The 22607-nt window shown below is 34.1% G+C and carries 21 protein-coding genes; 17 read left to right on the forward strand and 4 right to left on the reverse strand.

The window, feature by feature from the left end; all coding sequences use genetic code 11:
• The first annotated feature begins 9 nt into the window (after positions 1–9).
• Positions 10–771, forward strand: coding sequence for a C40 family peptidase (locus tag AC3Y25_RS08645; RefSeq protein WP_250836760.1), 762 nt, complete (start codon positions 10–12; stop codon positions 769–771).
• 16 nt (positions 772–787) lie between these two features.
• Positions 788–1840 (forward strand): SMI1/KNR4 family protein, encoded by a 1053-nt coding sequence (locus tag AC3Y25_RS08650; protein WP_489902453.1) that lies wholly within the window; start codon positions 788–790, stop codon positions 1838–1840.
• Positions 1841–2037: 197 nt separating this feature from the next.
• On the opposite strand, the gene AC3Y25_RS08655 is transcribed toward AC3Y25_RS08650, so the two are convergent.
• On the reverse strand, positions 2038–2883 hold the full coding sequence (locus AC3Y25_RS08655) for an AraC family transcriptional regulator (RefSeq protein ID WP_489902454.1): 846 nt from the start codon (positions 2881–2883) through the stop codon (positions 2038–2040).
• Between the two features lie 116 nt (positions 2884–2999).
• On the opposite strand from AC3Y25_RS08655, the gene AC3Y25_RS08660 reads away from it, so the two are divergent.
• From AC3Y25_RS08660 to AC3Y25_RS08670, 3 genes are all read left to right on the forward strand, one after another.
• Entirely contained in the window at positions 3000–3986 is a 987-nt protein-coding gene (locus AC3Y25_RS08660; RefSeq protein WP_489902455.1) for an aldo/keto reductase, read from the forward strand.
• 408 nt (positions 3987–4394) lie between these two features.
• Positions 4395–5000 (forward strand): NAD(P)H-dependent oxidoreductase, encoded by a 606-nt coding sequence (locus AC3Y25_RS08665; RefSeq protein WP_489902456.1) that lies wholly within the window; start codon positions 4395–4397, stop codon positions 4998–5000.
• Positions 5001–5002: 2 nt separating this feature from the next.
• Entirely contained in the window at positions 5003–5281 is a 279-nt protein-coding gene (locus AC3Y25_RS08670) for a putative quinol monooxygenase (protein ID WP_379795327.1), read from the forward strand.
• Positions 5282–5371: 90 nt separating this feature from the next.
• Here AC3Y25_RS08670 and AC3Y25_RS08675 read toward each other — a convergent pair whose 3' ends face one another.
• Complete coding sequence (locus AC3Y25_RS08675; RefSeq protein WP_489902457.1) at positions 5372–6079, reverse strand: class I SAM-dependent methyltransferase; 708 nt, start codon at positions 6077–6079, stop codon at positions 5372–5374.
• Between the two features lie 298 nt (positions 6080–6377).
• On the opposite strand from AC3Y25_RS08675, the gene AC3Y25_RS08680 reads away from it, so the two are divergent.
• Positions 6378–7259, forward strand: a complete 882-nt coding sequence (locus tag AC3Y25_RS08680) for a LysR family transcriptional regulator (RefSeq protein WP_489902458.1) — start codon at positions 6378–6380, stop codon at positions 7257–7259.
• Positions 7260–7555: 296 nt separating this feature from the next.
• Positions 7556–8839, forward strand: a complete 1284-nt coding sequence (locus AC3Y25_RS08685; protein WP_489902459.1) for a DUF2130 domain-containing protein — start codon at positions 7556–7558, stop codon at positions 8837–8839.
• A gap of 167 nt (positions 8840–9006) precedes the next feature.
• Here AC3Y25_RS08685 and AC3Y25_RS08690 read toward each other — a convergent pair whose 3' ends face one another.
• Entirely contained in the window at positions 9007–9438 is a 432-nt protein-coding gene (locus tag AC3Y25_RS08690; RefSeq protein WP_489902460.1) for an META domain-containing protein, read from the reverse strand.
• Positions 9439–9542: 104 nt separating this feature from the next.
• A complete protein-coding gene (locus tag AC3Y25_RS08695) occupies positions 9543–10316 on the reverse strand; it encodes an META domain-containing protein (RefSeq protein WP_489902461.1) in 774 nt (257 codons plus the stop codon).
• Between the two features lie 269 nt (positions 10317–10585).
• Here AC3Y25_RS08695 and nirB point away from each other — a divergent pair, with 269 nt between their 5' ends.
• The 10 genes from nirB to AC3Y25_RS08745 all read left to right on the forward strand — a co-directional run bounded on the left by nirB (position 10586) and on the right by AC3Y25_RS08745 (position 22577).
• Positions 10586–13099 carry a nitrite reductase large subunit NirB gene (nirB, locus tag AC3Y25_RS08700; RefSeq protein WP_489902462.1) on the forward strand — a complete coding sequence of 838 codons (2514 nt, stop codon included), beginning with the start codon at positions 10586–10588 and terminating at the stop codon, positions 13097–13099.
• Positions 13100–13326: 227 nt separating this feature from the next.
• The gene (nirD, locus tag AC3Y25_RS08705) at positions 13327–13704 is read left to right on the forward strand and encodes a nitrite reductase small subunit NirD (protein WP_008468748.1); all 378 of its coding nucleotides are present in this window, start codon (positions 13327–13329) and stop codon (positions 13702–13704) included.
• A gap of 245 nt (positions 13705–13949) precedes the next feature.
• Positions 13950–14534 carry a DUF4202 domain-containing protein gene (locus AC3Y25_RS08710; RefSeq protein WP_489902463.1) on the forward strand — a complete coding sequence of 195 codons (585 nt, stop codon included), beginning with the start codon at positions 13950–13952 and terminating at the stop codon, positions 14532–14534.
• Between the two features lie 64 nt (positions 14535–14598).
• On the forward strand, positions 14599–16410 hold the full coding sequence (locus tag AC3Y25_RS08715; RefSeq protein WP_427874614.1) for an ATP-binding protein: 1812 nt from the start codon (positions 14599–14601) through the stop codon (positions 16408–16410).
• Between the two features lie 671 nt (positions 16411–17081).
• Positions 17082–17741 carry a response regulator gene (locus AC3Y25_RS08720; protein WP_489902464.1) on the forward strand — a complete coding sequence of 220 codons (660 nt, stop codon included), beginning with the start codon at positions 17082–17084 and terminating at the stop codon, positions 17739–17741.
• Between the two features lie 96 nt (positions 17742–17837).
• Positions 17838–19322: an MFS transporter gene (locus AC3Y25_RS08725; RefSeq protein WP_489902465.1), complete on the forward strand. Its 1485-nt coding sequence runs from the start codon at positions 17838–17840 to the stop codon at positions 19320–19322.
• Between the two features lie 95 nt (positions 19323–19417).
• Positions 19418–20677 carry an alginate export family protein gene (locus AC3Y25_RS08730; RefSeq protein ID WP_489902466.1) on the forward strand — a complete coding sequence of 420 codons (1260 nt, stop codon included), beginning with the start codon at positions 19418–19420 and terminating at the stop codon, positions 20675–20677.
• A 137-nt stretch (positions 20678–20814) separates the two neighbouring features.
• Positions 20815–21180, forward strand: coding sequence for a hypothetical protein (locus tag AC3Y25_RS08735; RefSeq protein ID WP_095930462.1), 366 nt, complete (start codon positions 20815–20817; stop codon positions 21178–21180).
• A gap of 161 nt (positions 21181–21341) precedes the next feature.
• Positions 21342–21839, forward strand: coding sequence for a GRAM domain-containing protein (locus tag AC3Y25_RS08740; protein WP_489902467.1), 498 nt, complete (start codon positions 21342–21344; stop codon positions 21837–21839).
• 24 nt (positions 21840–21863) lie between these two features.
• Positions 21864–22577: an endonuclease/exonuclease/phosphatase family protein gene (locus AC3Y25_RS08745; protein ID WP_489902468.1), complete on the forward strand. Its 714-nt coding sequence runs from the start codon at positions 21864–21866 to the stop codon at positions 22575–22577.
• Positions 22578–22607: the final 30 nt, after the last annotated feature.

Below are 22607 nucleotides of genomic sequence, written 5' to 3' on the forward strand. Positions count from 1 at the left end.
TTTCCTTAAATGTTTGGAATTTGCAATTTAGCCATAGTACCCGTTCGAGCTGAAGCCAGCGACAGAAGTGAAATTGTCACACAACTTTTGTTTGGCGAGCATATCGAAATTTTAGAACGCAAAAATCAATGGGCACGAATTAAGATTCAGTTTGATGATTATGAAGGCTGGGTAGATTCTAAGCAATATCAGGAAATTACCAAAGAGCAATTTGATCTTTTGAGCAAAGAGTCGATTATTTTAAATGCAGATTTAATTGATTATATCACTGCACCAAATAATCTATTGCTTCCAATTCCGCTTGGAGCTTCATTATCTTTTTTAAACAACAGCGAAATCAATATTTCAAACTTCGATTTCGAAGGAACCAAAACCAGCGGCATCAAACCTAAAAGCGCTTTAATAAAAACGGCTTTTATGTATTTGAATGCTCCCTATTTATGGGGAGGAAAAACCCCTTTTGGTATTGATTGTTCTGGTTTTACTCAAATGGTTTATAAATTGAACGGCTATAAAATTCATCGTGACGCTTCTCAACAAGCGCTTGAAGGAGATCCTTTAAGCTTTATTGAAGAATGCGAACCAGGCGATTTGGCTTTCTTTGATAATGACGAAGGAAACATTACCCATGTCGGAATCATTATGGACAACAATTACATCATTCACGCAAGTGGAAAAGTTCGTATTGACCGTTTGGACCATACTGGAATCTATAATCCAGAATTAAACAAACACACCCATAAACTACGCGTAATCAAAAAGATTATCTAACCCTCAAAAAAGCAAAATGACAAAACTTGAATTATCCAAAACAGGCTTTCAGATTAATAACCTAAACATCGAATTCCCAATTGATATCACAGTTTTAAAACAAGCTTTAGGAGATTACAGATATCTAAAAAAACAATACAATCATATCTATACTTGGGATGAACTTGGCATTATGGCGTTTTCTAAAGAAGGAAACAAAGTCGAAAGTTTGGCCATTGAATTTGAAGTTAGAGAATATGATTATTGCGCAAAAAGCATCTTTGCAGGAGAATTTATTTTTGACGGACAAGAATTATTTCAATACTACGAAGACAACAAAAATCAGCTTGTAAAGCTTTTTAAAGGAGACCGAAGCGGTGCCTTTATCCTTAACGGAATAAGTGTTTGGTTTGATAAAGAAGATGGCAAAATTACGTCTTTGAGCATTTCCGCTTCCGAAGAAAAAGAAAAGAAAATCACTGCAGCTATTGACCCCGAATTCAAATTATTTGAGCCCTTATGGCAGGAATGGATTTCGGAAATCAATAAAATTGTTTCAACAAAAAACGATTATTACAATCTTACACAAGGAATTTCTGAAGAAGATATTCAAGAACATGTGGAGCTTGAAGATAATATTACTATACCGCCAGCTCTTGTAAATTTTTATAAAGTTAAAAATGTAGATTATGACCCAGTAACGGCTGTTTTTCAGTTTGGAGTAAACAATTGGAGCTATGATTTAATTCCGTTTGAAGATATTGCAGAAGAATGGAATTCAATTCAAGATTTGCAATTTGACGAAGAAGACTTACCAGAACAAGAAATAGATTTCGAAAAAATACAAACCAATAATTATGCTAACCCAAAATGGATTCCGTTTGCTACAGGAAGAAATGGCGATTATTTGCTTTACGATACAGATCCCGCTTCAAAAGGAAAATTTGGACAGATTATAGAGCTCCAAAATGAATCTTGGGACAGAAACATCGTAGCTGATTCTTTAGAAGAACTAGTTCAAAATGAAATCCGCAATCTAAGAGCAGGTAAAACGGAGCATTTTGATTTTATTATTGGAAAAGAAGATTAAAGCACTAAAGCATGCGGATAAAACTGATTCACTTTGCGAAAACACGGATTTACACGGATTTTTTTTCTCGCAGATTAAGCAGATTTATTTTAAAAATCCATTTAAAATCTGTGCGAAACAAAAAAAATCTTTTTAATCACTTTAATCTGTGGCCAAAAAAAATTAGTGCAAATTCGTGAATTCGTGGCGAACAAACATTAAGCACTCAATCTAATCGTTTTTCTAAACTCAGACGGACTATATCCTTTCTGTTTTCTAAAAAACTTATTAAAATGGCTTTCATCCGTAAAACCAAACTCATACGCAATTTCGTTAATACGCTTATCGCTAAATTGCAAACGATGTTCAATCAGTTTTGTTTTGTAATTACTTATATACTGTTGCATCGTTTCACTGGCATGTTTTTTAAAATAACGTCCTAAATACGTATTCGAAATCCCAAAATAATCGCTTATAGATTCCGCTTTAATCTTTTCAGGATAGTAAATATTATTCTGAATATATTGCAGAATATCCATCGCTTTTGCTTCCGTATTTATCGTTATTTGTTCTGGAAGATATTTCGCAATATTTCTCGCCACGATAATAATCAGCGTATTCACCAACTGCTGAATCAGTTCCTGATTGTAAACGTCTTTATCCTGATGCTCACGGCAAATGGCTTCAATCATAACCTTTACCAAACATTTGTCAGGATCATTTTTTAAAATACAGCCTGGCTGGTGATTGGCGTTTTGAAGAATATATTCCAATCGCTGAATATTTTCATTCTGCAGACTAGAATTTTTCAAATAAATATCATTAAACCTTAAAAAGAAAAATTTCGTTTCGGTTTCAATTGTAAAATTATGACAATCCTCGGGCGTTAATAAAAACAAATGTCCTGGATCATACTCAAAAATATTCTTATTAATACACTGTCTTCCTGTTCCTTTCAAAATGTAAACCAGTTCGAAAAAATTATGACGATCTCCTACATCTGGATATTCATTCAGCGTTTCAAAAGAAACCGTAAAAGGTTCATATAAGTTTTCTTTTTTCATAATTCTATTTATTTGAAGATGCAAATATACCTAAAAAAGACAAATATATACCAAATAAGAATGATAAAAACAGTATAATTTTGCCTCATCAATTTTAAATACAAAAAATCACAATCATGGAATATAGAAAATTAGGCAACTCAGAACTTGAATTATCAGCTATTACGTATGGTGCATTTGCTATTGGCGGAACCATGTGGGGCGGAACAGAAAAGAAAGATTCAATCGATTCTATCCACGCTTCAATCGATCATGGAGTTACAACAATCGACACCGCTCCTTTTTACGGATTTGGTTTAAGCGAAGAAATGATCGGAGAAGCTATTAAAAGTCAAGATCGTTCTAAAGTTCAGTTACTTACAAAATTCGGTTTGGTTTGGGACGGAAGCAACAACGGAAAAGGCGATTTCTTTTTTGACGCAGACGATAATGGAAAAAAAGTTCCGATTTACAAATATTCATCAAAAGCAAACGTAATTAAAGAAGTTGAAGAAAGCTTAAAACGCCTTCAAACCGATTATATCGATTTACTGCAAATTCACTGGCCAGATTCAACAACTCCAATTTCTGAAACAATGGAAACCGCAGAAAGCTTAATTCAGCAAGGAAAAATCAGAGCTTTTGGAGTAAGCAATTACAATGTTGCACAAATTAAGGAAGCACAAAAAACGATTCAAGTGTCTTCAAATCAAGTAGCCTACAGCATGCTGAACCGTAAAATTGAAGAAGAATTAATTCCTTTTACAGTTGCAGAAAACATCGGAATCATTGCTTACAGTCCAATGGAAAGAGGTTTGTTGACTGGAAAATATTTCACAGACAGCAAATTAAAAGAAAACGACCATAGAAACGGTTATTTCAATCAGTTTGATCTTCAAAAAGTAAAAACTTTAGTTGAAGAATTAACTTCTTTAGCACATGCAAAAGAAGCAAGCTTATCGCAATTAGTTTTACGCTGGACATCTTTACAAAAAGGAATTGCAATTGTTTTAGCGGGAGCAAGAAACGCAGAACAAGCCATTTCAAACGCCAAAACAATGAATTTCGATCTATCAGCTTCAGAATTGGAATTTATCAATCAGGCAATTGCTAAAATAAAATAATTCTCTTTTTAAACACATAGAAACATAGTTTTACTTTGTCTATAAAGGCGTTTCACTTACATTAACAAACATAGTCAACGTAATTTGTCATTTCGAGGAACGAGAAATCACACTAGAAACTCCGCAAACTAAGTCGCCAATCTTTGGCGAGCAACGAGTGTGATTTCTCGTTCCTCGAAATGACAAACTTTACTATGTGTTAGAAACTAGTTTCTTTCCGTTCTCTTTTCCAAGAAAGAAAAACCTATGTTTCTATGTGTTTAAAAAAATCTCAAAATTAAATAATTAGAATTTGGGCGTGTCCCTCCGGGTCGGGCTTTCGGCTATATCTTTTGCTCCATTTCATTACGCAAAAGGATACCGCCTCAATCCCTCACGCGTCACGTATCCATAACAACATAAAGTAAAATGAAAAAGATATTTATAATTAACGGCGGGCAAAAATTCGCTCATTCAGGAGGACAATTCAACAAAACAGTTCAAGACTGGACAGTTGAATTTCTTTCTAAAAACAACGATTACGAAATAAAAACAACTCACATTGAAGACGAAATAGATCTTCAAAAAGAAGTAGAAAAATTCGTTTGGGCAGATTTAATCATTTATCATACACCTGTTTGGTGGTTTCAAATTCCGAATCTGTTCAAAAAATATATCGATGACGTTTTTACACAAGGACACAACAACGGAATTTATAAAAGCGACGGAAGAAGCCGTGTAAACCCAGACATCAATTATGGAACGGGCGGACTTCTACACGGACGCAAATACATGCTTACTACAAGCTGGAATGCACCTGCAACCGCTTTTACACTTCCAGGAGAATTCTTCGAAGAAACTTCTGTTGATGATGGCGTAATGTTTGGCTTCCACAAAATGAACAAATTTACAGGAATGGAAAAAATAAACGGCTTCCATTTTCATGATGTAGAAAAAGGCGCAACACCAGAAAATATTATTATCTTTAAAAAACAATACACCGAACATTTAGAGCAAACTTTTAAAAACTTATAATTATGATTTCGATTACAGCAATTTTAAAAAGTAAACCAGAGCATTTAAATGAAGTTCAAAACCTGCTGACAAATCTAGTTTCTGAAACTAGAAAAGAAGCAGCCTGTATTCGTTACGATTTACACACTTCCGAAAATGTTTTTATTCTTTGGGAAGAATGGAAAGATCAGCCAGGATTAGACCTGCACAACAATCAATCTTATTTACAAGAGTTCATCAAAAAAACCGAAAGTCTAGTTTCAACTCCGATTCAGGTTTACAAAACTGCTCAGATTCTATAAAGGTTTTCTGCCACGAATTCACGAATTTATTTTTTTAATCTATACGCAAAGATTTTTAAACTAATTCGTGAATTCGTGGCGAATAGAATCTTATTTAATACCGCCAAAAGCTCCGAAACACATGTTTTTATGTAAGATTTCGACTTTTGAAAAACCCACTTTTTTCATTAAATCTAACTGATAATTCATAGATCTTGGCGAATCTTCCTTTTCGATATAATCCAAAACTTTCTGACGATACTCTGCCCCTCCTATTTCTTCTAAATATTCGCCATAACGTTGCCAAGTATATTCATTCAATAATTCGGTGTCTTGCGTGATCAAATCAGAAATCATCAAACAACCGCCTGGTTTCAATAATTTGAATAATTTAGTGAAAGTCGTTTCCCAATCGTTATCATCACGCAAATGATGTAAAACAGCACCAGCCAAAATAATGTCAAAACTATTTTCTTCTAAAGCTGCTTCTCGAATATCTCCTTGTTTAATTTCTACTTTTCCATTTGTTACTGCCGAAACTCTTTCGAAAGCGCGATCCAACATCGGCAAACTCAAATCGACCAAAGTGCAATTTAAATTCGGTAGTTTAGATAACATCATTAACGTGTAATTTCCCGCTCCACAGCCAACATCTAAAACAGTTGTAGCATTTGGAACAATTCGTTTTGAAGCTTCGGTTATTAATTCTAAAGAAATAGTAGCATCGATTGTGGCCACTTGTCCTGTTTCTAAGTTTGAAAATCGTTCGACATCATTGTCAAATCGTTCTTTGATTTCTTCAATAGTTGATTTATTCATAGCCCTTGTTTTTTTTCTCGCAGATTAAACAAATGGAGCGAATCTTTTTGCTATTATATGATCGGGATATTATTATGATTAAGATGATTTATCTAAAACTAACAATCTGCCACATCTGCCCTATCTGCGAGAGTTTAATTTATCTTAAAAGTTACAAGTTTACTGTTATGAATTATTCGTTACAGCTCTCCCACTTTTAACGTTTCACTTCTAACATTTAACTTAAAACCAAAACTACCTCTTTCATAAATACTTTAAAAATACTATTTTTATCAATTAATAATACTTTAAAGGTATCATGGAATTACGTCACTTAAAATATTTCTTAGCTGTCGCTGAAGAACTGAACTTTACCAAAGCCTCAGAAAAACTCTTTATTTCGCAGCCACCATTAAGCCGACAAATAGCAGAGCTAGAAGATGAACTTCAGGCAAAACTTTTCATCAGAAACAATAAAAAAGTAGAATTTACCGAAGCAGGAAAATATTTTAAAGAAGAAGTAACAGGACTTTTTCAGAATCTGGAACGCATTTCAATCAAAACAAAAAAGATTGCAGAAAACGTCTCAGGCGAATTTAGAATTGCCTACATCAGTTCGATTTATTCTTCTGTCATTTCAGATTTGATAAAACATTTGAAAGCACAATTTCCGTATGTCAATTTCAAACTTTTCGAGATTTCCACCACAAAACAAATTGATGCTTTAGAGCAAGGAAAAATTGAAATGGGAATAATTAGATCGCCCATTCATTCTGCAAAAATAAAATCACATTTATGGTTTAAAGATGGGTTTTCGTTGGTTTATAATAAAAGTTCTTTTCAGATAAAATCAGAAAATGATATTTTAAAACTTAAAGACGAAACATTCGTCTTTTTCAATAAAGATTATGCACCGCATTACCACGAAGTCTTATTGGAGCTTTGTGCTTTTTATGGCTTTACGCCAAAAATTATTCATGAAGCGAATAACATCAACTCCATCGTACAATTGGTCAAAAACGGATTGGGAATTTCAATTGTTCCGTCAAACATTGCCAAAAACAATCAAGATCCTGAAATTGGTTTTATTGAATTGAAAAAAGTGAATTTATATACGAATGTTTCAATTATCACCGCAAAAGAAGATGAATCTGAGATTACTCGATCTGCGGTTGAGTTTTTGTTGCCGCAAAGGCGCTAAGACGCAATTTTTTTTTTAATCTCGCAAAGTCGCGAAGTCGCAAAGCTTTTATTTATAAGTTGCCTCCAGCTTTAGCTGGAGGCAATTCAATAAATCCTTTTAATCCTTTAATCTGTGGCAAAAAACTTTGCGCCTCTGCGACTTTGCGAGATTAAATCATAAGAAACTTTGTGTCTTAGCGCCCTTGTGGCTATAACAAAAAATCGTTACAATTTAGTACAGAAATCCACACCACAAAAAGAGAACTTTTAAATATCTTAGCAAATTCAAATTCTACAATAAAATTTCAATATAAAATGGCCGAGCAATCTTCAATTCAGTGTCCAAACTGCGGAACTCCTATCGATGTCAATGATGTTTTAAAACATCAGTTGGAAGACAGCATCCGTAAAGAATTTCAGCAAAAAGCAAATGTTCAAAACCGTGAATTAGAGCTTAAAAACGAACAATTGGAAAAAGCCAAGTCCGAATTTGAAGCGAAGAAAAAACAGGAAAACGAACTTTTTGCTGAACGTTTGGAGCGCGAGAAAAAAACGGCCGAAAAAGAAATTTCAGAAAAACTAAAAGCGAAACTTGAAGAAGAAAACAAAGATCGTTTGCTTTTAATGGAAAAAGAACTCTCTGAAAAATCGGAAAAAATCAGGGAATTAAATAAAATGGAAGGTGAAATCGCAAAATTACAGCGTGAAAAACTGGAAATGAAAGATGCCATTCAGGCCGAAGCCGAAAAACAATTGAATGTTCAATTGACTCTGGAACGCGAAAAAATCAGAAAACAAGAAGACGATAAAAACGAATTAAAATTCAAAGAACTTCAGAAACAGCTTGAAGAACAAAAAAAGCTGACTGAAGAAATGAAACGTAAGCAAGAACAAGGTTCTATGCAATTGCAGGGCGAAGTAATGGAATTGGCGATTGAAGAATGGCTTGCCAATAATTTCCCTCTTGATAGTATTGATGAAATTAAGAAAGGTGCAAACGGCGCCGATTGTCTTCAAGTTGTAAACACAAGAGAACATCAAAATTGCGGTTCTATTTATTACGAAAGTAAAAGAACAAAAGCGTTTCAGCCTTCTTGGATCGAGAAATTTAAAAATGATATTAGAACCAAAAGAGCCAATATTGGGGTTTTGGTTACTGAAATTATGCCTTCGGGAATGGACCGAATGGGAATGCGCGACGGGATCTGGATTTGTACCTATGAAGAATTTAAAGGCTTAAGCGCTGTGTTGCGTCAATCTTTAATTCAGATCAATCAAGCGGTTCAGGCACAGGAAAATAAAGGCGATAAAATGTCTATGTTATATGATTTCCTTACAAGTAACGAATTTCGCTTGCAGATTGAAGGAATTGTAGAAGGTTTTACTCAAATGCAAAGCGATCTGGATTCTGAAAAAAGAGCAATGCAGAGAATTTGGAAACAGCGCGAAAAACAAATCGAAAAAGTAGTTCATAATACTTTAGGAATGTACGGTTCAATTCGTGGTATTGCTGGAAATGCGGTTCAAAGCGTAAGAGCTTTGGAATTGGATTTTATTGAAGAAGAATCAGAAAATGAAGACCCAAAGGAATTAGAATAAATCAGCGCAATTTTGTCATTCCGAGGAACGAGGAATCTCCACAAGTAGTTCCGTACAGAAAGGTATAAAATCTTTGTCGAGTTTCTTACGGAGATTCCTCGTTCCTCGGAATGACAAACAAAACATAAAAAAAGGCTTCGAAATAAATCGAAGCCTTTCATTTTTAATTACCCCTTTTTGAAAGACATTGTAAGTCCAAATTGGTTTGAAAGGAAAAGTTTATTATCCTTAATAGAATAACCAGATGTCGTTTTTAACAACTGCGTGAATTCACCTTCTTTTTTTGCATCACATTTTTTAGTTTCTGTTGTGAAGTTTAAAAATTGAATTTTTCCATCACCTTTTGAAACTAGATTACCCTTTAAAGCATTACATCCTGTCGATCCAGAAAATGCAGAGGACGTAATTACAATTTTCGGAGAACTTGAAAATTCTTTATCAGTAATAACTTTCCCGTTTAAGTTTTCCAAAATCCAAGTTTGCTGTAATTTCTTTTCCACTAAATCTTGACTAGCAGAAGTTGTTGTTTTCGTTTCTTTAGTCGATTTACAACTGCAAACTAACACCATTGCAATTAATAACATTAAAATCCTTTTCATGTAAAATAAATATTATAAGTTTTATTTTACAAAAATATTTTAGTGCTAATATAAACAAGAGCCGAATAGGCTTTTTTTTAGATACAATAGGACATTTTAAAACTCTAATCTACCTTCTTAAAAACAGCCAATTTCGCAGAAGGATTCGACAAAGTCAATTGATTATTTCCAATAGAATATGTTGTTGTGCTTTGTAAAGCTTTTAAAAACTCACCTTCTTTATTTCCTTGCGGACAAGCCATTAAAGTTGAAATCACTTTAGTGAAACGCAAAACATCTTTTTCAAAAAAGATTTGTCCCGTTATTGAATTACAGCCTCCAAAGCCGGAGAATCTATTTTCGGCAGAATTAATTTCAAGTCTCGGAAATTCTTTTTGAAAATCGGTTGCAAAAACTTTATAGCCATTCAATTCTTCCAAAACCCAAATATCGTGAAGTCTATAATCGGTGAGATATTTTCCGCAACCGCTTAATTTCTTCGTTTCTAATTCCAAATTATTTCTGATTTCGACTTTTACGCTGTAAGGAGAAATCGCTCCAGACATAGAATCCTGACAATCCAATTGCTGAATCGTAATGGTTGCCGAAGTATTTTCATTATTTACTTGATACATTTTCACATTGGCATCCATAGCCCTAATTGCATCTACTGCTGGAAAAGTGATTTTTTCCTTTCCAGGAATTAATGACGTAAAAACGATTTCTTCATTCCCCATTTTGATTCCCCAAAATGGCTCATTTCCAGTCCCTTTAAAATAATATTTTAGATCTTCTTCTGTAGAACTTACAGAAGATGTTGTGCCAGATTCTTTGTTTGCAGTCGTTTTACAGCCGATTATTAAAGCTGCTAATAACAATATTGAAAGTAATTTTTTCATAAGATCTTAGTTTAAAAAATATTCTTTTTATAAAACATCTATAAAATTCTTATGAATTTACGATATTTTTTCGAAACGCTTATTTAGAATCCTTTCAAATTTAAAAAAACTAAGTAAGGAACAAATTGTTCAAAACCCGCACCACGTAAAAGATTAAGACAAAATACGTAGTAAACCGAACCTACTTACTACTTAAAAAATATTTTGTTTACGTATTTTCATAAGTATAAATACTTATATTTGCGTAGTAATACTTAATTAAAGAAATCATGATTAGAGTAATAGTAGTTGGAAACGGCATGGTTGGTTATAAATTTTGCGAAAAGTTTGTTGCAAAATCAGGACAAGAAAAGTATCAAATCACAGTATTTGGAGAAGAACCACGACGCGCCTACGATCGCGTTCACTTAAGCGAGTACTTTGGCGGAAAGACAGCAGACGATCTATCACTTTCAACAAGCCAATGGTACGCAGAAAACAATATTATTCTAAACACATCTGAACTAATTACAGATATTAATCGTGATGTAAAAACAATACATACACATTTAGGCAAAACACATACGTACGACTACTTAGTTTTAGCAACAGGTTCTTCGGCTTTTGTTCCGCCAATTGAAGGTGTCGAAAAAGAAGGTGTTTTTGTATACAGAACTATCGAAGATCTTGACGCTATTATGGCCTACGCCAAAAAAATAAAACAAAAAGGCGCAACCGAAGCAGCTGTTTTAGGTGGCGGTTTATTAGGACTTGAAGCTGCAAAAGCAGTTCGTGATTTAGGATTGAATCCGCATGTGGTGGAATTTGCTCCGCGTTTGATGCCAAGACAATTAGATCAAGGCGCAAGTGATATGCTTCAGTCAAAAATCGAAGAATTAAACATTAGAATCCATCTTAACAAAGCAACGCAATATATTGACGGAAAGGAAAGTATAACAGGAATGATGTTTGCAAACGACGAATTGTTAAAAGTAGACATGTTGGTTATATCTGCTGGAATTAAACCTCGCGACGAACTGGCAAGAGTTTCTGGACTTGAAGTTGGCGTAAGAGGCGGAATTGTGGTAAACAATCAAATGCGAACATCAGACCCTTCTATTTTTGCGATTGGTGAAGCCGCCCTTTACAACCATAACATTTACGGACTTGTTGCTCCAGGTTACGAAATGGCCGATGTAGCTGCTGAGCAAATCTTAAATGGTGATAAAACCATGAGAGAAACCATCGATATGTCAACACAATTGAAATTAATTGGTGTTGAAGTTGCGAGTTTTGGTGATCCTTTTGTTGAAAACAATGACGTTACAGCTATTATTTATGAAAATAAATTAAGCGGTGTTTATAAAAGAATCAACGTTACCAAAGATTCTAAAAAATTATTAGGCGGAATTTTAGTCGGTGATTCCAGCGATTATAATTCACTTTTCCAGATTTATATCAACGAAATGGCATTGCCAAAAAATCCTGAAGATTTGATTTTAGGTTCTCGCGATGGTTCTGAAGGTTCTTCTTTAGGAAGTGTAATGGATTTGCCGGATACAGCTGTAATCTGTTCTTGCGAAAACGTAACGAAAGGTTCTATTTGCTGTAAAATTCTAGACGAATCTTGTGCTACACTTTCAGATGTTGTCAAAGCAACAAAAGCAACTTCTGGCTGTGGAGGCTGTAAACCAATGGTTTCTGATTTGGTAAAAGCGACTCAAAAATCTTTAGGAAAAGAAGTAAAAGAAGTTATTTGCGAGCATTTTAGCTACACACGTCAGGAATTATTCGATTTGGTAAAAATCAACAAATACGAGAATTTCTACGACGTTTTAGACCATCACGGAAAAGGTGACGGCTGCGAAATTTGCAAACCAGTTGTTGCTTCAATTTTCTCTAGTATTTATAATGATACTGCGAACAAGCACGTGACTACTCAAGATACAAACGATAGATTTTTAGCAAATATTCAAAGAAACGGAACGTATTCTGTTGTTCCAAGAGTTGCAGGAGGCGAAATTACAGCAGAAAAACTAATCGTAATTGGCGAAGTAGCAAAACAATTTGATTTGTACACTAAAATTACCGGAGCACAAAGAGTTGATTTATTCGGAGCGCATTTAAGTGATCTTCCAAAAATCTGGAAAATCTTAATTGATAATGGTTTTGAAAGCGGCCACGCTTACGGAAAATCACTTCGTGCTGTAAAAAGCTGTGTTGGAAATGCTTGGTGTCGTTACGGAATGGACGACAGCGCTGGATTTGCAATAGAATTAGAAAACAGATATAAAGGAATCCGTTCTCCGCATAAACTAAAAGGTGGCGTTTCAGCCTGCATTCGCGAATGCGCCGAAGCCCGCGGAAAAGATTTCGGATTAATTGCCGTTGAAGGTGGATGGAATTTATACATCGCAGGAAATGGTGGTGCCAATCCAAAACATGCGGTTTTATTAGCCGAAAAAATCGATAAAGAAACAGTAATCAAATATATGGATAGATTCTTAATGTATTACATCCGCACCGCTGGCCCGCTAATTAGAACTTCAACTTGGTTAGAAAAACTGGACGGAGGTTTAGACTATCTAAAACAAGTAATCATCGAAGACAGTTTAGGAATCTGTGAAACTCTTGAAGCTGAAATGCAGACTTTAGTAAACACTTTCGAGTGCGAATGGAAACAAGTGTTGGAAAAACCAAGATTATTAAAACGCTTCAATCATTTTGTGAATTCAGACGAGAAAGACGATAACATCGCTTTTGTTCCGTTAAGAGATCAAAAAATGCCAAAAGCTTGGACTTAAAAAAATATCTTGCCACAAAGACTCAAAGTCACGAAGTCAAATTATAAAAACTTAAAGAAAAAACTTTGCGCCTTTGCGACTTCGCGGCAAAACACCAAAAGCTCCAAAAAAAGAAAAAAAATCATTTAACGTTTGCTGTCCTTCTTACCCTCTTTTTTACTGCGCCATCAAATCTCTCTTGATTGTAAAAAGAGGGCTAAGAAACAGGAAACAAAAACTCAATCAAAATGGAAGAAATCTTAAATCAATACGAAACAGTTCACGCAAGCGATGCAACAATTTGGTTCAAAGCTGGTAAAGTAGAAGATTTTCCAACCAACCGAGGAGGCTGTATAAAATACAAAAACAAACAAATTGCGATTTTTAATTTTACACGTCGCAACGAATGGTACGCTTGTCAAAATGCTTGTCCGCACAAAATGGAAATGGTGCTTTCAAGAGGAATGACAGGATCTGCAGATGATATTCCGAAAATCGCCTGCCCAATGCATAAAAAGACTTTCTCATTAGTTGATGGTTCAAATTTAAACGGCGAAGAATACAGCATTGCCACTTATCCTATTAAGATTGTCGAAGATGAAGTTTTTGTTGGATTTGTAGATTAAATGGATATTTTCTTCCGCCACGAATTCACGAATCTTTGTGTACAATTTGTGTCATTAATTTCACTAATATAATTCGTTTTCATTCGTGAATTCGTGGCGGAAAAAAAATAAACACCAAGTTAAATCCAAAAAATCCTTTAATCTGTGGCAAAAAAACAAAAACAATAATTCGTGCTAATTCGTGAAATTCGTGACGAAAAAAAACATAATTCCGTATCTTTGAAATTCTATTATCAAACCAAAAAATGACTACACCTTTTCAAAAAGCAAGCGAATGGATTGATGCTGAAAACGCACAAGATCCAAACATCGAATTAGACCAAAACAAAGAATATCCAAAAGAATTATTGTATTCAAACAGGATGTACGAAAGACTAATGCAGTTTGAACCCAATGCATCCGAAGAAATCCAGATTGCATCAAAAGCACAGCACATCTGCCGATGGAAAGTGGCCCGAGAATCGTACCCAATAGATCGCGTAGGTTATTTAAAATGGAGAGAAGAACTGAAAAAATTCCATGCAAAAACTACTGCTGAAATTCTCGAAAAAGCTGGATATGATCAGACTTTCATAGATCGTGTATCGTTCTTAATTGAAAAAAAACTACTTAAAAAAGATGCCGAAACCCAATTGCTGGAAGATGTAATTTGTTTGGTATTTTTAGAATATTATTTAGAACCTTTCGTCCACAAACATGATGAAGAAAAGCTAAAAAATATCATCAAGAAAACTTGGGATAAAATGTCGGACAAAGGGCATCAGGAAGCTTTAAAAATCAATTATTCTGAAGAAAATTTAAACCTAATAAAAGCTTCTTTAGGATTGTAAAAAAAATATGAAATGAGCTAAAGCGAATTCCATTTTCCTATAGAAAGACAAATATTATCTTCGAATGAAAAAAAGCAATCAGGAAGCTGCAGAAAAAATCACTTTCAAAAATTTACGCCGTCTGTATTTTTTTGCGCTTCTTACTATTGCCTTAACTATAATCATAAGTCAGTTTTTAGTACAATACAATCTGAATCAGCAGTTAAGCGATTCTAAGATTATCAATTTTTCTGGTAAACAAAGAATGCTAAGCCAGAAAATTGTAAAAGAAGTTCTCATTTTACATTACGTTTCTGATTCGGCTACAGCCAAAAAAACTTCGCATTTAAAAGAAGTTCTAGAAATTTGGAAAAAGAACCAAAACGCACTGAAAAACGGCAGTGACAGTTTAGCTTTTCCAAAAGAAAAATCAGAAACACTTTCTATATTATATCTTGAAATCAATCCGATTTTCAATAAAATTGCGCAAACTACAGATTCTTTTTTATTAAATCTGCAACAGAAAAAATCGGCTTCTGAAAATCAAAAATTGGTTCAGATTATTTTAGAAAACGAAGGCGTTTTCCTTTCAAAAATGAATCAAATTGTAACCCAATACGATCTTGAAGCGCACGAAAAAGTAACCGAACAGCGCCGAATCGAATATTGGATTTTTGGTTTTACACTTTTAGTTCTTCTTCTAGAATTCTTCTTCATTTTCAAACCAACCAACAAGAAAATCGAAAGGTTAATTGCCCAACTTTTATCTTCTGAAAAGAAAGCCTTAAAACTCGCATACGACACCGAAATCATTAGTGAAATCAAAGAAAATTCGGTAAAAGAATTAAAATCGCTCAATTACGCAATGGAAAATACTTTGCTGTATTGCCGAATTTCACCAGACGGCTCCATCATTCATATCGGAGAAAAATTTGCCAAACTTTTAAATTATACTAAGTTTTTATCTAACAAAAAATTCTCCGAAGTACTGACCGAAGATGAAAAAGAACAGGTTAATTTTGACCGTTTAATTTTCGAAAAACAACGCAGTGGCTGGCAAGGCGAAATCAAAATTATAAATAAAGACGAAAAAGAAATCTGGCTCGATTTGTCGATGGTTCCCGTAATGATCAAAAAAGACGAATTGGAACTTTTGATTGTTTGTTTCAATATCACTGAACGTAAAAAAGCACAGCGCGAAGTAGAACGCTTAAACCTTGAAAATACAACTGAAAAAATCAATCAGCAAAAGATTATTTCAAGCAAAATTGTTGAAAATCAGGAAAACGAACAAAACCGAATCGCCAAAGAAATTCACGACGGAATTGGTCAAATGCTTACAGGTTTAAAATTTAGTTTAGAAAGCATCAATTTAGATGACAGAGAAAAATCAGAACAAAAAATTGAGTATTTAAAGAAACTTTCGCTAGATATTATCAAAGGTGTGCGCACGGCAACTTTCAACCTAATGCCACCAGAATTAAGTGATCATGGAATCGTTTCTTCTTTAGCAAAACTCACTCAAGAACTTTCAAAACTAACCGGAAAAGAAATCCTATTTTACAACAAAACCGATTTTGACCAGCGTTTAGATTCCTTAATCGAAATCAACATTTACCGTCTCACACAGGAAGCGATCAACAACGCGATTAAATATGCAGAATCGTCACATATTATTGTACAGCTTTCGCACAGCGAAACACTTTTAAGCATCATCGTAGACGATAACGGAAAAGGTTTCGATGTGAATTCAGTTGACAAAAAACGCAACAGCGAATCTGGAATGGGACTTTTATTCATGAAAGAAAGAATCCAATACATCAACGGCCGTGTTTTCATGAACTCTATTCCAGGCGAAGGAACGAGAATTACTTTTAATATTCCGATACTAAAATAATGTGGCAATTTGATAATTAGATAATTTTACCTAAAAGTCGAACTTCCATTTGTCAGGCTGAGCGGAGTCGAAGCCACCGCAAAGTAAATCGACAAAATCATTGTCTAATCATCTCATTTCTCCTTAATTTGGGCGAGCCACCATCCCGATAAGAGGGCTAAAATTGCTGTGTGTTTATTCGCCCTCTTATCGGGATGCTGTCGGGCTATCCGCGCTACTTCGGTAGCTTGCTCCTATCCCTCTCGCGGGCAGTTGTTTTTCAAAAGATGATTTAAGTTTAACACAAGATCTTTCCAGCATTTTTTGTCCTCCTGATGAACGAAGGATCGCACTAGAAACTCCGCAATCTAAATCCACAATATTTAAAAATCATTTAACAGTTTTAGAACAAAAAAATCTGCTTAAACCTGCGGAATCTGCGTGCAAAAATTAGTGATTTAGATTGTAGAATTTCTTTGCGCGGGCTTCGACTCCGCTCAGCCTGACAGTACTGCGTACAATTGGGATTTGGAATTTGGAATTTTGATATTGGAATTAATTTTCTAATGATTTTTTAATGTTGGAGTTTGGAATTTCAAAAATTTGGAATTTTAAATAAAAAAAGTACGTATATTAGCATCTTCTTTTTAGATGAATATACGTAAAAATCGAGAATCAAAATTAAGTAAACTATGAGCAATATCATTCGAGTAGTATTGGCAGATGACCATGTTTTTGTTAGAGATGGAATCAAATCCTTACTGGAAAATGAAGCAAACATCGAGGTTGTAGGTGAAGCAATCGATGGTGCAGACGCTCTGGAAGTAGTTGCAAAAACGCAGCCAGACTTACTTATAGTAGATATTCGTATGCCCAACTTAACGGGTATCGAGGTAGTAGAAAAACTTAGAAGCGAGAATAACAACGTAAAAATCATCATGCTTTCTATGCATGAATCAGAAGAATATGTATTGAAATCGATAAAAGCTGGCGCCGATGGTTATTTACTGAAAGGTTCGAGCAAAGAAGAATTCCTAAAAGCTTTACACAGTGTTGCTGGTGGAGGCAAATATTTCAGCGGTGATATTTCTTCCATTTTAATCAGTCAACTCACTAATTCATCGCCATCTTTAGAACCTAAGCAAACCTTGGGTGAAGAAATGATGATAACAAAAAGAGAAAAAGAAATCTTGACGCTTCTTTTATCAGGAAAAGGAAACAAAGAAATCGCCGAAGCGCTTGACATCAGTAAAAGAACTGCCGAAGTGCACCGTTTCAACTTGATGAAAAAACTGAAAGTAAAAAACCTAATGGAACTTTCAAATAAAGCGACTGAGTATTCTTTAATTTAAAAATACGTATAAATACGTAATTATTTTTCAAAAACTGCGTTTTAGCAGGTTTTAACTAAGTTATAGTACTTATTTTTACATAAAAATATAAGTGCTATGAAAAATACAAACTCACTATCGCAATCACACAAAATTTTATTTTTGAACACATTGGCATTTACAGTGTGTTTTGCCTGCTGGACATTAAACGGGGTTCTGGTAACCTTCTTAGTCGATAACGGAATTTTCCATTGGGATGTTATACAAGTTGGATGGCTTCTGGGCATTCCAATTTTAACAGGTTCAATCATGCGTCTTCCAATCGGAATTTTAACTGATAAATTTGGCGGAAAATATGTTTTTTCACTTTTACTGCTTCTAAGCTCAATTCCGTTATTCCTCCTTCCCTACGCCGACAGTTTTTTCATGTTTGCCGTGCTTAGTTTCTTCTTCGGAATGGTCGGAACCAGTTTTGCAGTTGGAATTGGCTACACGTCTATCTGGTATCCAAAAGAATGGCAAGGACGCGCTTTAGGAATATTCGGAATGGGAAATGCAGGCGCAGCAATTACCACTTTTTTAGCGCCTTCTCTGTTAAACCATTTCTCTATTGATGATCCACAAAATGGCTGGAAACTTCTTCCAATTATTTACGCTATTTCCTTGGTTGTAATTGGGGTTGCGTTTTTAATTTTCGCTCAAAACAAGAAAATAGAAAGCAACGGTAAAACTATTTCACAAATGCTTACCCCGTTAAAATCGCAAAGAGTTTGGCGCTTTGGAGCCTATTACTTCTTAGTTTTCGGATGTTTTGTGGCCTATTCTCAATGGTTGTTGCCAAATTTCATGAATGTTTACCAAACGAGTTTGGTTATGGGAGGATTGTTTGCAACAATGTTCAGTTTACCATCTGGAGTAATCAGAGCTTTCGGAGGTTATTTATCTGATAAATTCGGAGCTAGAAAAGTAATGTATTGGGTTTTGGGCTCTTCAGTAATTTTGAGTGCTTTATTGTCGATTCCTAAAATGGAAATAACCACTTCTGGACCTGGAATCTTAGCAGCAAAAAAAGGCGTTGTAAACGTAATCAGCGACAAAACCGTAAAAATTGGAGATAAAGAGTATCCAATTGCGCAAAAAACAGCCAATGGTAATGAAAATGCTATTTTTCCCACTTCTACAAGCTGGCAAGATGTTGTAGTAACACATAATCAAAGTGTAGCTAAAAAAGAACTGATAGCCAAAGGAGTTACCGTTATTAAATTTGATGCTAATATGTGGGTGTTTTTAATTTTAGTAATTCTAATTGGAATTTCTTGGGGAATCGGAAAAGCAGCGGTTTACAAACATATTCCAGAATACTTCCCAAATGAAGTTGGTGTTGTGGGCGGAATGGTTGGAATGATTGGCGGTTTAGGCGGATTCTTTGGACCAATTATCTTCGGATACTTATTAACTGCAACAGGAATCTGGTCAAGTTCATGGATTTTTATTTTAATCTTCTCAACTGTCTGCTTAGTTTGGATGCATTACACTATTACACAACTATCTAAGGGAAAAGAAGTTAAAATAAGTAAAGCAAAATTAGAGCCTGCTTATTAGACTAAGATTAAAAAAAAATTAGAAACATGATCTTAATCATAGTTTATGACGGCATTTTCTTATAAATTTACCTTCGATATAAATACAAGAATTTTATGAAAAAACTTAAACTAATTTTAATACTTATCGTAGGATTAAGTTTTGAAATCCAAGCTCAAGAATTAGATGTAAATCTGCAAATTAGGCCACGTTTTGAATATCGTAACGGTTACAAACAACTTTTACAAGAAGGACAAAAAGGAACTTCTCAAATTTCGCAGCGTTCTCGTTTAGGAATCAATTTCAAACAAGACGATTTAATTGTAAAATTAACTTTCCAAAACACAAGAACATGGGGAGATGTTCCTCCTGCAACGGTTGCCGATAAAAATGGAGTGGCTGTTTTCGAAGCTTGGGCACAATATAATTTCACTGAAAAATGGAGTGCAAGAATAGGACGTCAGGTTCTTTCTTATGATAATCAGCGTATTTTGGGTGAAATGGATTGGGCGCAGCAAGGTCAAAGCCACGATGCGTTAACGGTTTCTTTTCATGATGAAACTCAAAAATTAGATTTTGGAGGTGCTTACAATTCAACAGCAGAGAATGTTGTACAAACTCCATATACCGTTGCCAATTATAAAGCAATGCAATACGCTTGGTATCATAACCAATTTAATGAAAAATTAGGCGCAAGCTTTTTATTGCTTAACACAGGTTACGAATACGCAAATGCCGATGCAAAACTATTAGTTGATTACAAACAGACTTTTGGTCCTTATTTGACTTATAAAACAAGTAAAATCGATAGTAACTTTTGGGTATACGGGCAAACAGGAAAAAGTACCGATTTGCAAGTAAGCGCTTGGAATGCTGCCGCAAATTTTAATTATAACATAACTGATTCTTTTAAAGCTGGTTTAGGCTATGAGTTTTTATCAGGAAAAGCAACAAATGATGGAAGTACTGTAATCAAATCCTTCAACCCAATTTTTGGAACCAACCACGGATTCAACGGTTACATGGATTATTTTTATGTTGGAAATCACTTAAACAATGTTGGTTTGCAAGATGCTTTTATCAAATTGAATTACAATGTCAACAAATGGCAATTTGCTTTGATTCCGCACGTTTTTCTAGCTGCTGCTGATGTTGTTACGCCATTAAATGAAAAATTAGATTCTTACTTAGGAACTGAGATTGATGCAACTTTTGGATATAATTTCAAAAAAGATATTACAGTTACAGGCGGTTATTCTCAAATGTTCGGATCAAAAACTATGGAGTTTATTAAAACTGGAGACGCTGGCCATACCAACAATTGGGCATGGTTAATGGTTTCTGTGAATCCGAAAATTTTTAGTTGGAAAAAATAATTTTTCTTTAAAATTAACCCATAAAAAATCCCTTTTTCCCATTTCGGAAAAAGGGATTTTTTTTCATCCTCAAAAACTTCATTATTTGTTTTAATTATTTATATTTGAAGCGATTATGAACCCCCAATTCTATCCTAATGAAACCATTTCTAAAATTGTCACTGGTGACTTTTATTGTCACGCAAACAGGCATTGCTCAAAAGTACAATGATGCCTTAATTTCTAAAAATTCTGAAATAAATTTTGCCAAAACGCAAAAAAGAGGAATCAAGAAAAACAACATTGTTTATTATGTTGAGAACGATTTACAAACCATTTCTGCCTACAAAAGAAGCAAATTGAAATGGCAAACCAATGTAATTTCTGTTTGCGGAAAACCAAAAAAAGGAGAACCTGAAATTAGATATGTTGGTTATAATTCAGACAAACTGCTTATCGTTATCGGAAAACATAATTTTGCTGAAATTGATGTAAATAGTGGCGAAACTAAATTTGTTGGCTAATCTCATAAAAGTATACTTAAAACATAGTATATCTTACCCTTTTTCAGTTTTGGAAAAGGGTATTTTTTTGACGAAATTATGAAAGCAACATTATGCTATAATTTGTACTTTCGTTAGCAACAAAAACTTTTCTTTATTAATCAATCTGAAAGCAAAAAACTGTGAAAAGACTAAAATATTCGTTAGTATTAGGATTAAGCACAAGTATCTTTTTAACCCTTTATATTAGTCACAAAGGAGAATATAATTTTAATGTTATACTTTTCACTGCTGTCTTTATGTTTATTTTTATTACAATAATATCTTATTTTAAGATCTTTGCCCACATAAACAATAAAGAAATTAATTTTCAAGAATTAAAAAATATAATCTATTCTGGAAGAGCAAATCATTACTTAAATGGAATTGCAGTTGGTGGTAATCTATACTTAACAGATAATCAACTAATCTTTCAAACCAACATCCTTAATTTTATACAAAAACACGAATGTATAATTAATTTAAAGGATGTTACTTTAATAGAATTTGAAAAAACTTTAGGAATGGTCAACAACGGATTATTAATAAGAACCGAAAATGGTTTAAAAGAACAATTTGTTGTAACGAACAGAGAACAATGGAAAAATGAAATTGAAAAAAAGCAAAAAGTAGGATTATAAAATCAATTTAAATCCATAACAATAATGAAACTCATCGCTTGGAACTGCAATATGGCATTCAGAAAAAAAGCTCAATATATTCAAGCTTTAAATCCTGATATTGCTGTAATTTCTGAGTGTGAAAATCCTGAAAAACTCAAATTTCCAGATGGGATAAAATTACCTTCGGATATTCTTTGGTACGGTGCAAATCCTAATAAAGGAATTGGCGTTTTTTCATTCGGAGATTATAGATTTCAATTGTTAGGATGTCATAATCCAACTTTCAAAAACATTCTTCCAATTGCCGTAACAGGCGGAAAAATTGACTTCACTTTATTTGCTATTTGGGCCAATAATCCCGCAGATAAAGAGGGCGCTTATATAAATCAAATTTGGAAAGCAATTCATTTTTATGAAGATTTAATCAAAGAAAATAAAACCATACTAATTGGCGATTTCAACAGCAATACGATTTGGGACAAACCTCGAAGAGAAGGAAATCATACAACAGTTGTAAATAAATTGGCCGAAAAGAATATTTTTAGCACTTATCATAAATACTTCAATCAGATTCAAGGCAAAGAAGAACATCCAACTTGGTATTTGTATCGTCATGAAAATAAACCCTATCATCTTGATTATTGCTTTGCTTCAAATGATTTTATGGAAACTTTAGAAAGCGTGGAAGTTGGTTCTTATAAAGACTGGACTTTGTACAGCGACCACAAACCTTTAATCGTTAAATTTACTTTATAATTTGAGACCTTTAATTTAAAATATGTCTGA

It is taken from the genome of Flavobacterium sp. LK-23, assembly GCF_058135255.1.

Bases quoted from the DNA above. Each gene is read 5' to 3' on its own strand.
- AC3Y25_RS08645 (WP_250836760.1), top strand. From the start codon at position 10: ATGTTTGGAATTTGCAATTTAGCCATAGTACCCGTTCGAGCTGAAGCC.
- AC3Y25_RS08650 (WP_489902453.1), top strand. From the start codon at position 788: ATGACAAAACTTGAATTATCCAAAACAGGCTTTCAGATTAATAACCTA.
- AC3Y25_RS08655 (WP_489902454.1), bottom strand. From the start codon at position 2,883: ATGAAAAAAGAAAACTTATATGAACCTTTTACGGTTTCTTTTGAAACG.
- AC3Y25_RS08660 (WP_489902455.1), top strand. From the start codon at position 3,000: ATGGAATATAGAAAATTAGGCAACTCAGAACTTGAATTATCAGCTATT.
- AC3Y25_RS08665 (WP_489902456.1), top strand. From the start codon at position 4,395: ATGAAAAAGATATTTATAATTAACGGCGGGCAAAAATTCGCTCATTCA.
- AC3Y25_RS08670 (WP_379795327.1), top strand. From the start codon at position 5,003: ATGATTTCGATTACAGCAATTTTAAAAAGTAAACCAGAGCATTTAAAT.
- AC3Y25_RS08675 (WP_489902457.1), bottom strand. From the start codon at position 6,079: ATGAATAAATCAACTATTGAAGAAATCAAAGAACGATTTGACAATGAT.
- AC3Y25_RS08680 (WP_489902458.1), top strand. From the start codon at position 6,378: ATGGAATTACGTCACTTAAAATATTTCTTAGCTGTCGCTGAAGAACTG.
- AC3Y25_RS08685 (WP_489902459.1), top strand. From the start codon at position 7,556: ATGGCCGAGCAATCTTCAATTCAGTGTCCAAACTGCGGAACTCCTATC.
- AC3Y25_RS08690 (WP_489902460.1), bottom strand. From the start codon at position 9,438: ATGAAAAGGATTTTAATGTTATTAATTGCAATGGTGTTAGTTTGCAGT.
- AC3Y25_RS08695 (WP_489902461.1), bottom strand. From the start codon at position 10,316: ATGAAAAAATTACTTTCAATATTGTTATTAGCAGCTTTAATAATCGGC.
- nirB (WP_489902462.1), top strand. From the start codon at position 10,586: ATGATTAGAGTAATAGTAGTTGGAAACGGCATGGTTGGTTATAAATTT.
- nirD (WP_008468748.1), top strand. From the start codon at position 13,327: ATGGAAGAAATCTTAAATCAATACGAAACAGTTCACGCAAGCGATGCA.
- AC3Y25_RS08710 (WP_489902463.1), top strand. From the start codon at position 13,950: ATGACTACACCTTTTCAAAAAGCAAGCGAATGGATTGATGCTGAAAAC.
- AC3Y25_RS08715 (WP_427874614.1), top strand. From the start codon at position 14,599: ATGAAAAAAAGCAATCAGGAAGCTGCAGAAAAAATCACTTTCAAAAAT.
- AC3Y25_RS08720 (WP_489902464.1), top strand. From the start codon at position 17,082: ATGAGCAATATCATTCGAGTAGTATTGGCAGATGACCATGTTTTTGTT.
- AC3Y25_RS08725 (WP_489902465.1), top strand. From the start codon at position 17,838: ATGAAAAATACAAACTCACTATCGCAATCACACAAAATTTTATTTTTG.
- AC3Y25_RS08730 (WP_489902466.1), top strand. From the start codon at position 19,418: ATGAAAAAACTTAAACTAATTTTAATACTTATCGTAGGATTAAGTTTT.
- AC3Y25_RS08735 (WP_095930462.1), top strand. From the start codon at position 20,815: ATGAAACCATTTCTAAAATTGTCACTGGTGACTTTTATTGTCACGCAA.
- AC3Y25_RS08745 (WP_489902468.1), top strand. From the start codon at position 21,864: ATGAAACTCATCGCTTGGAACTGCAATATGGCATTCAGAAAAAAAGCT.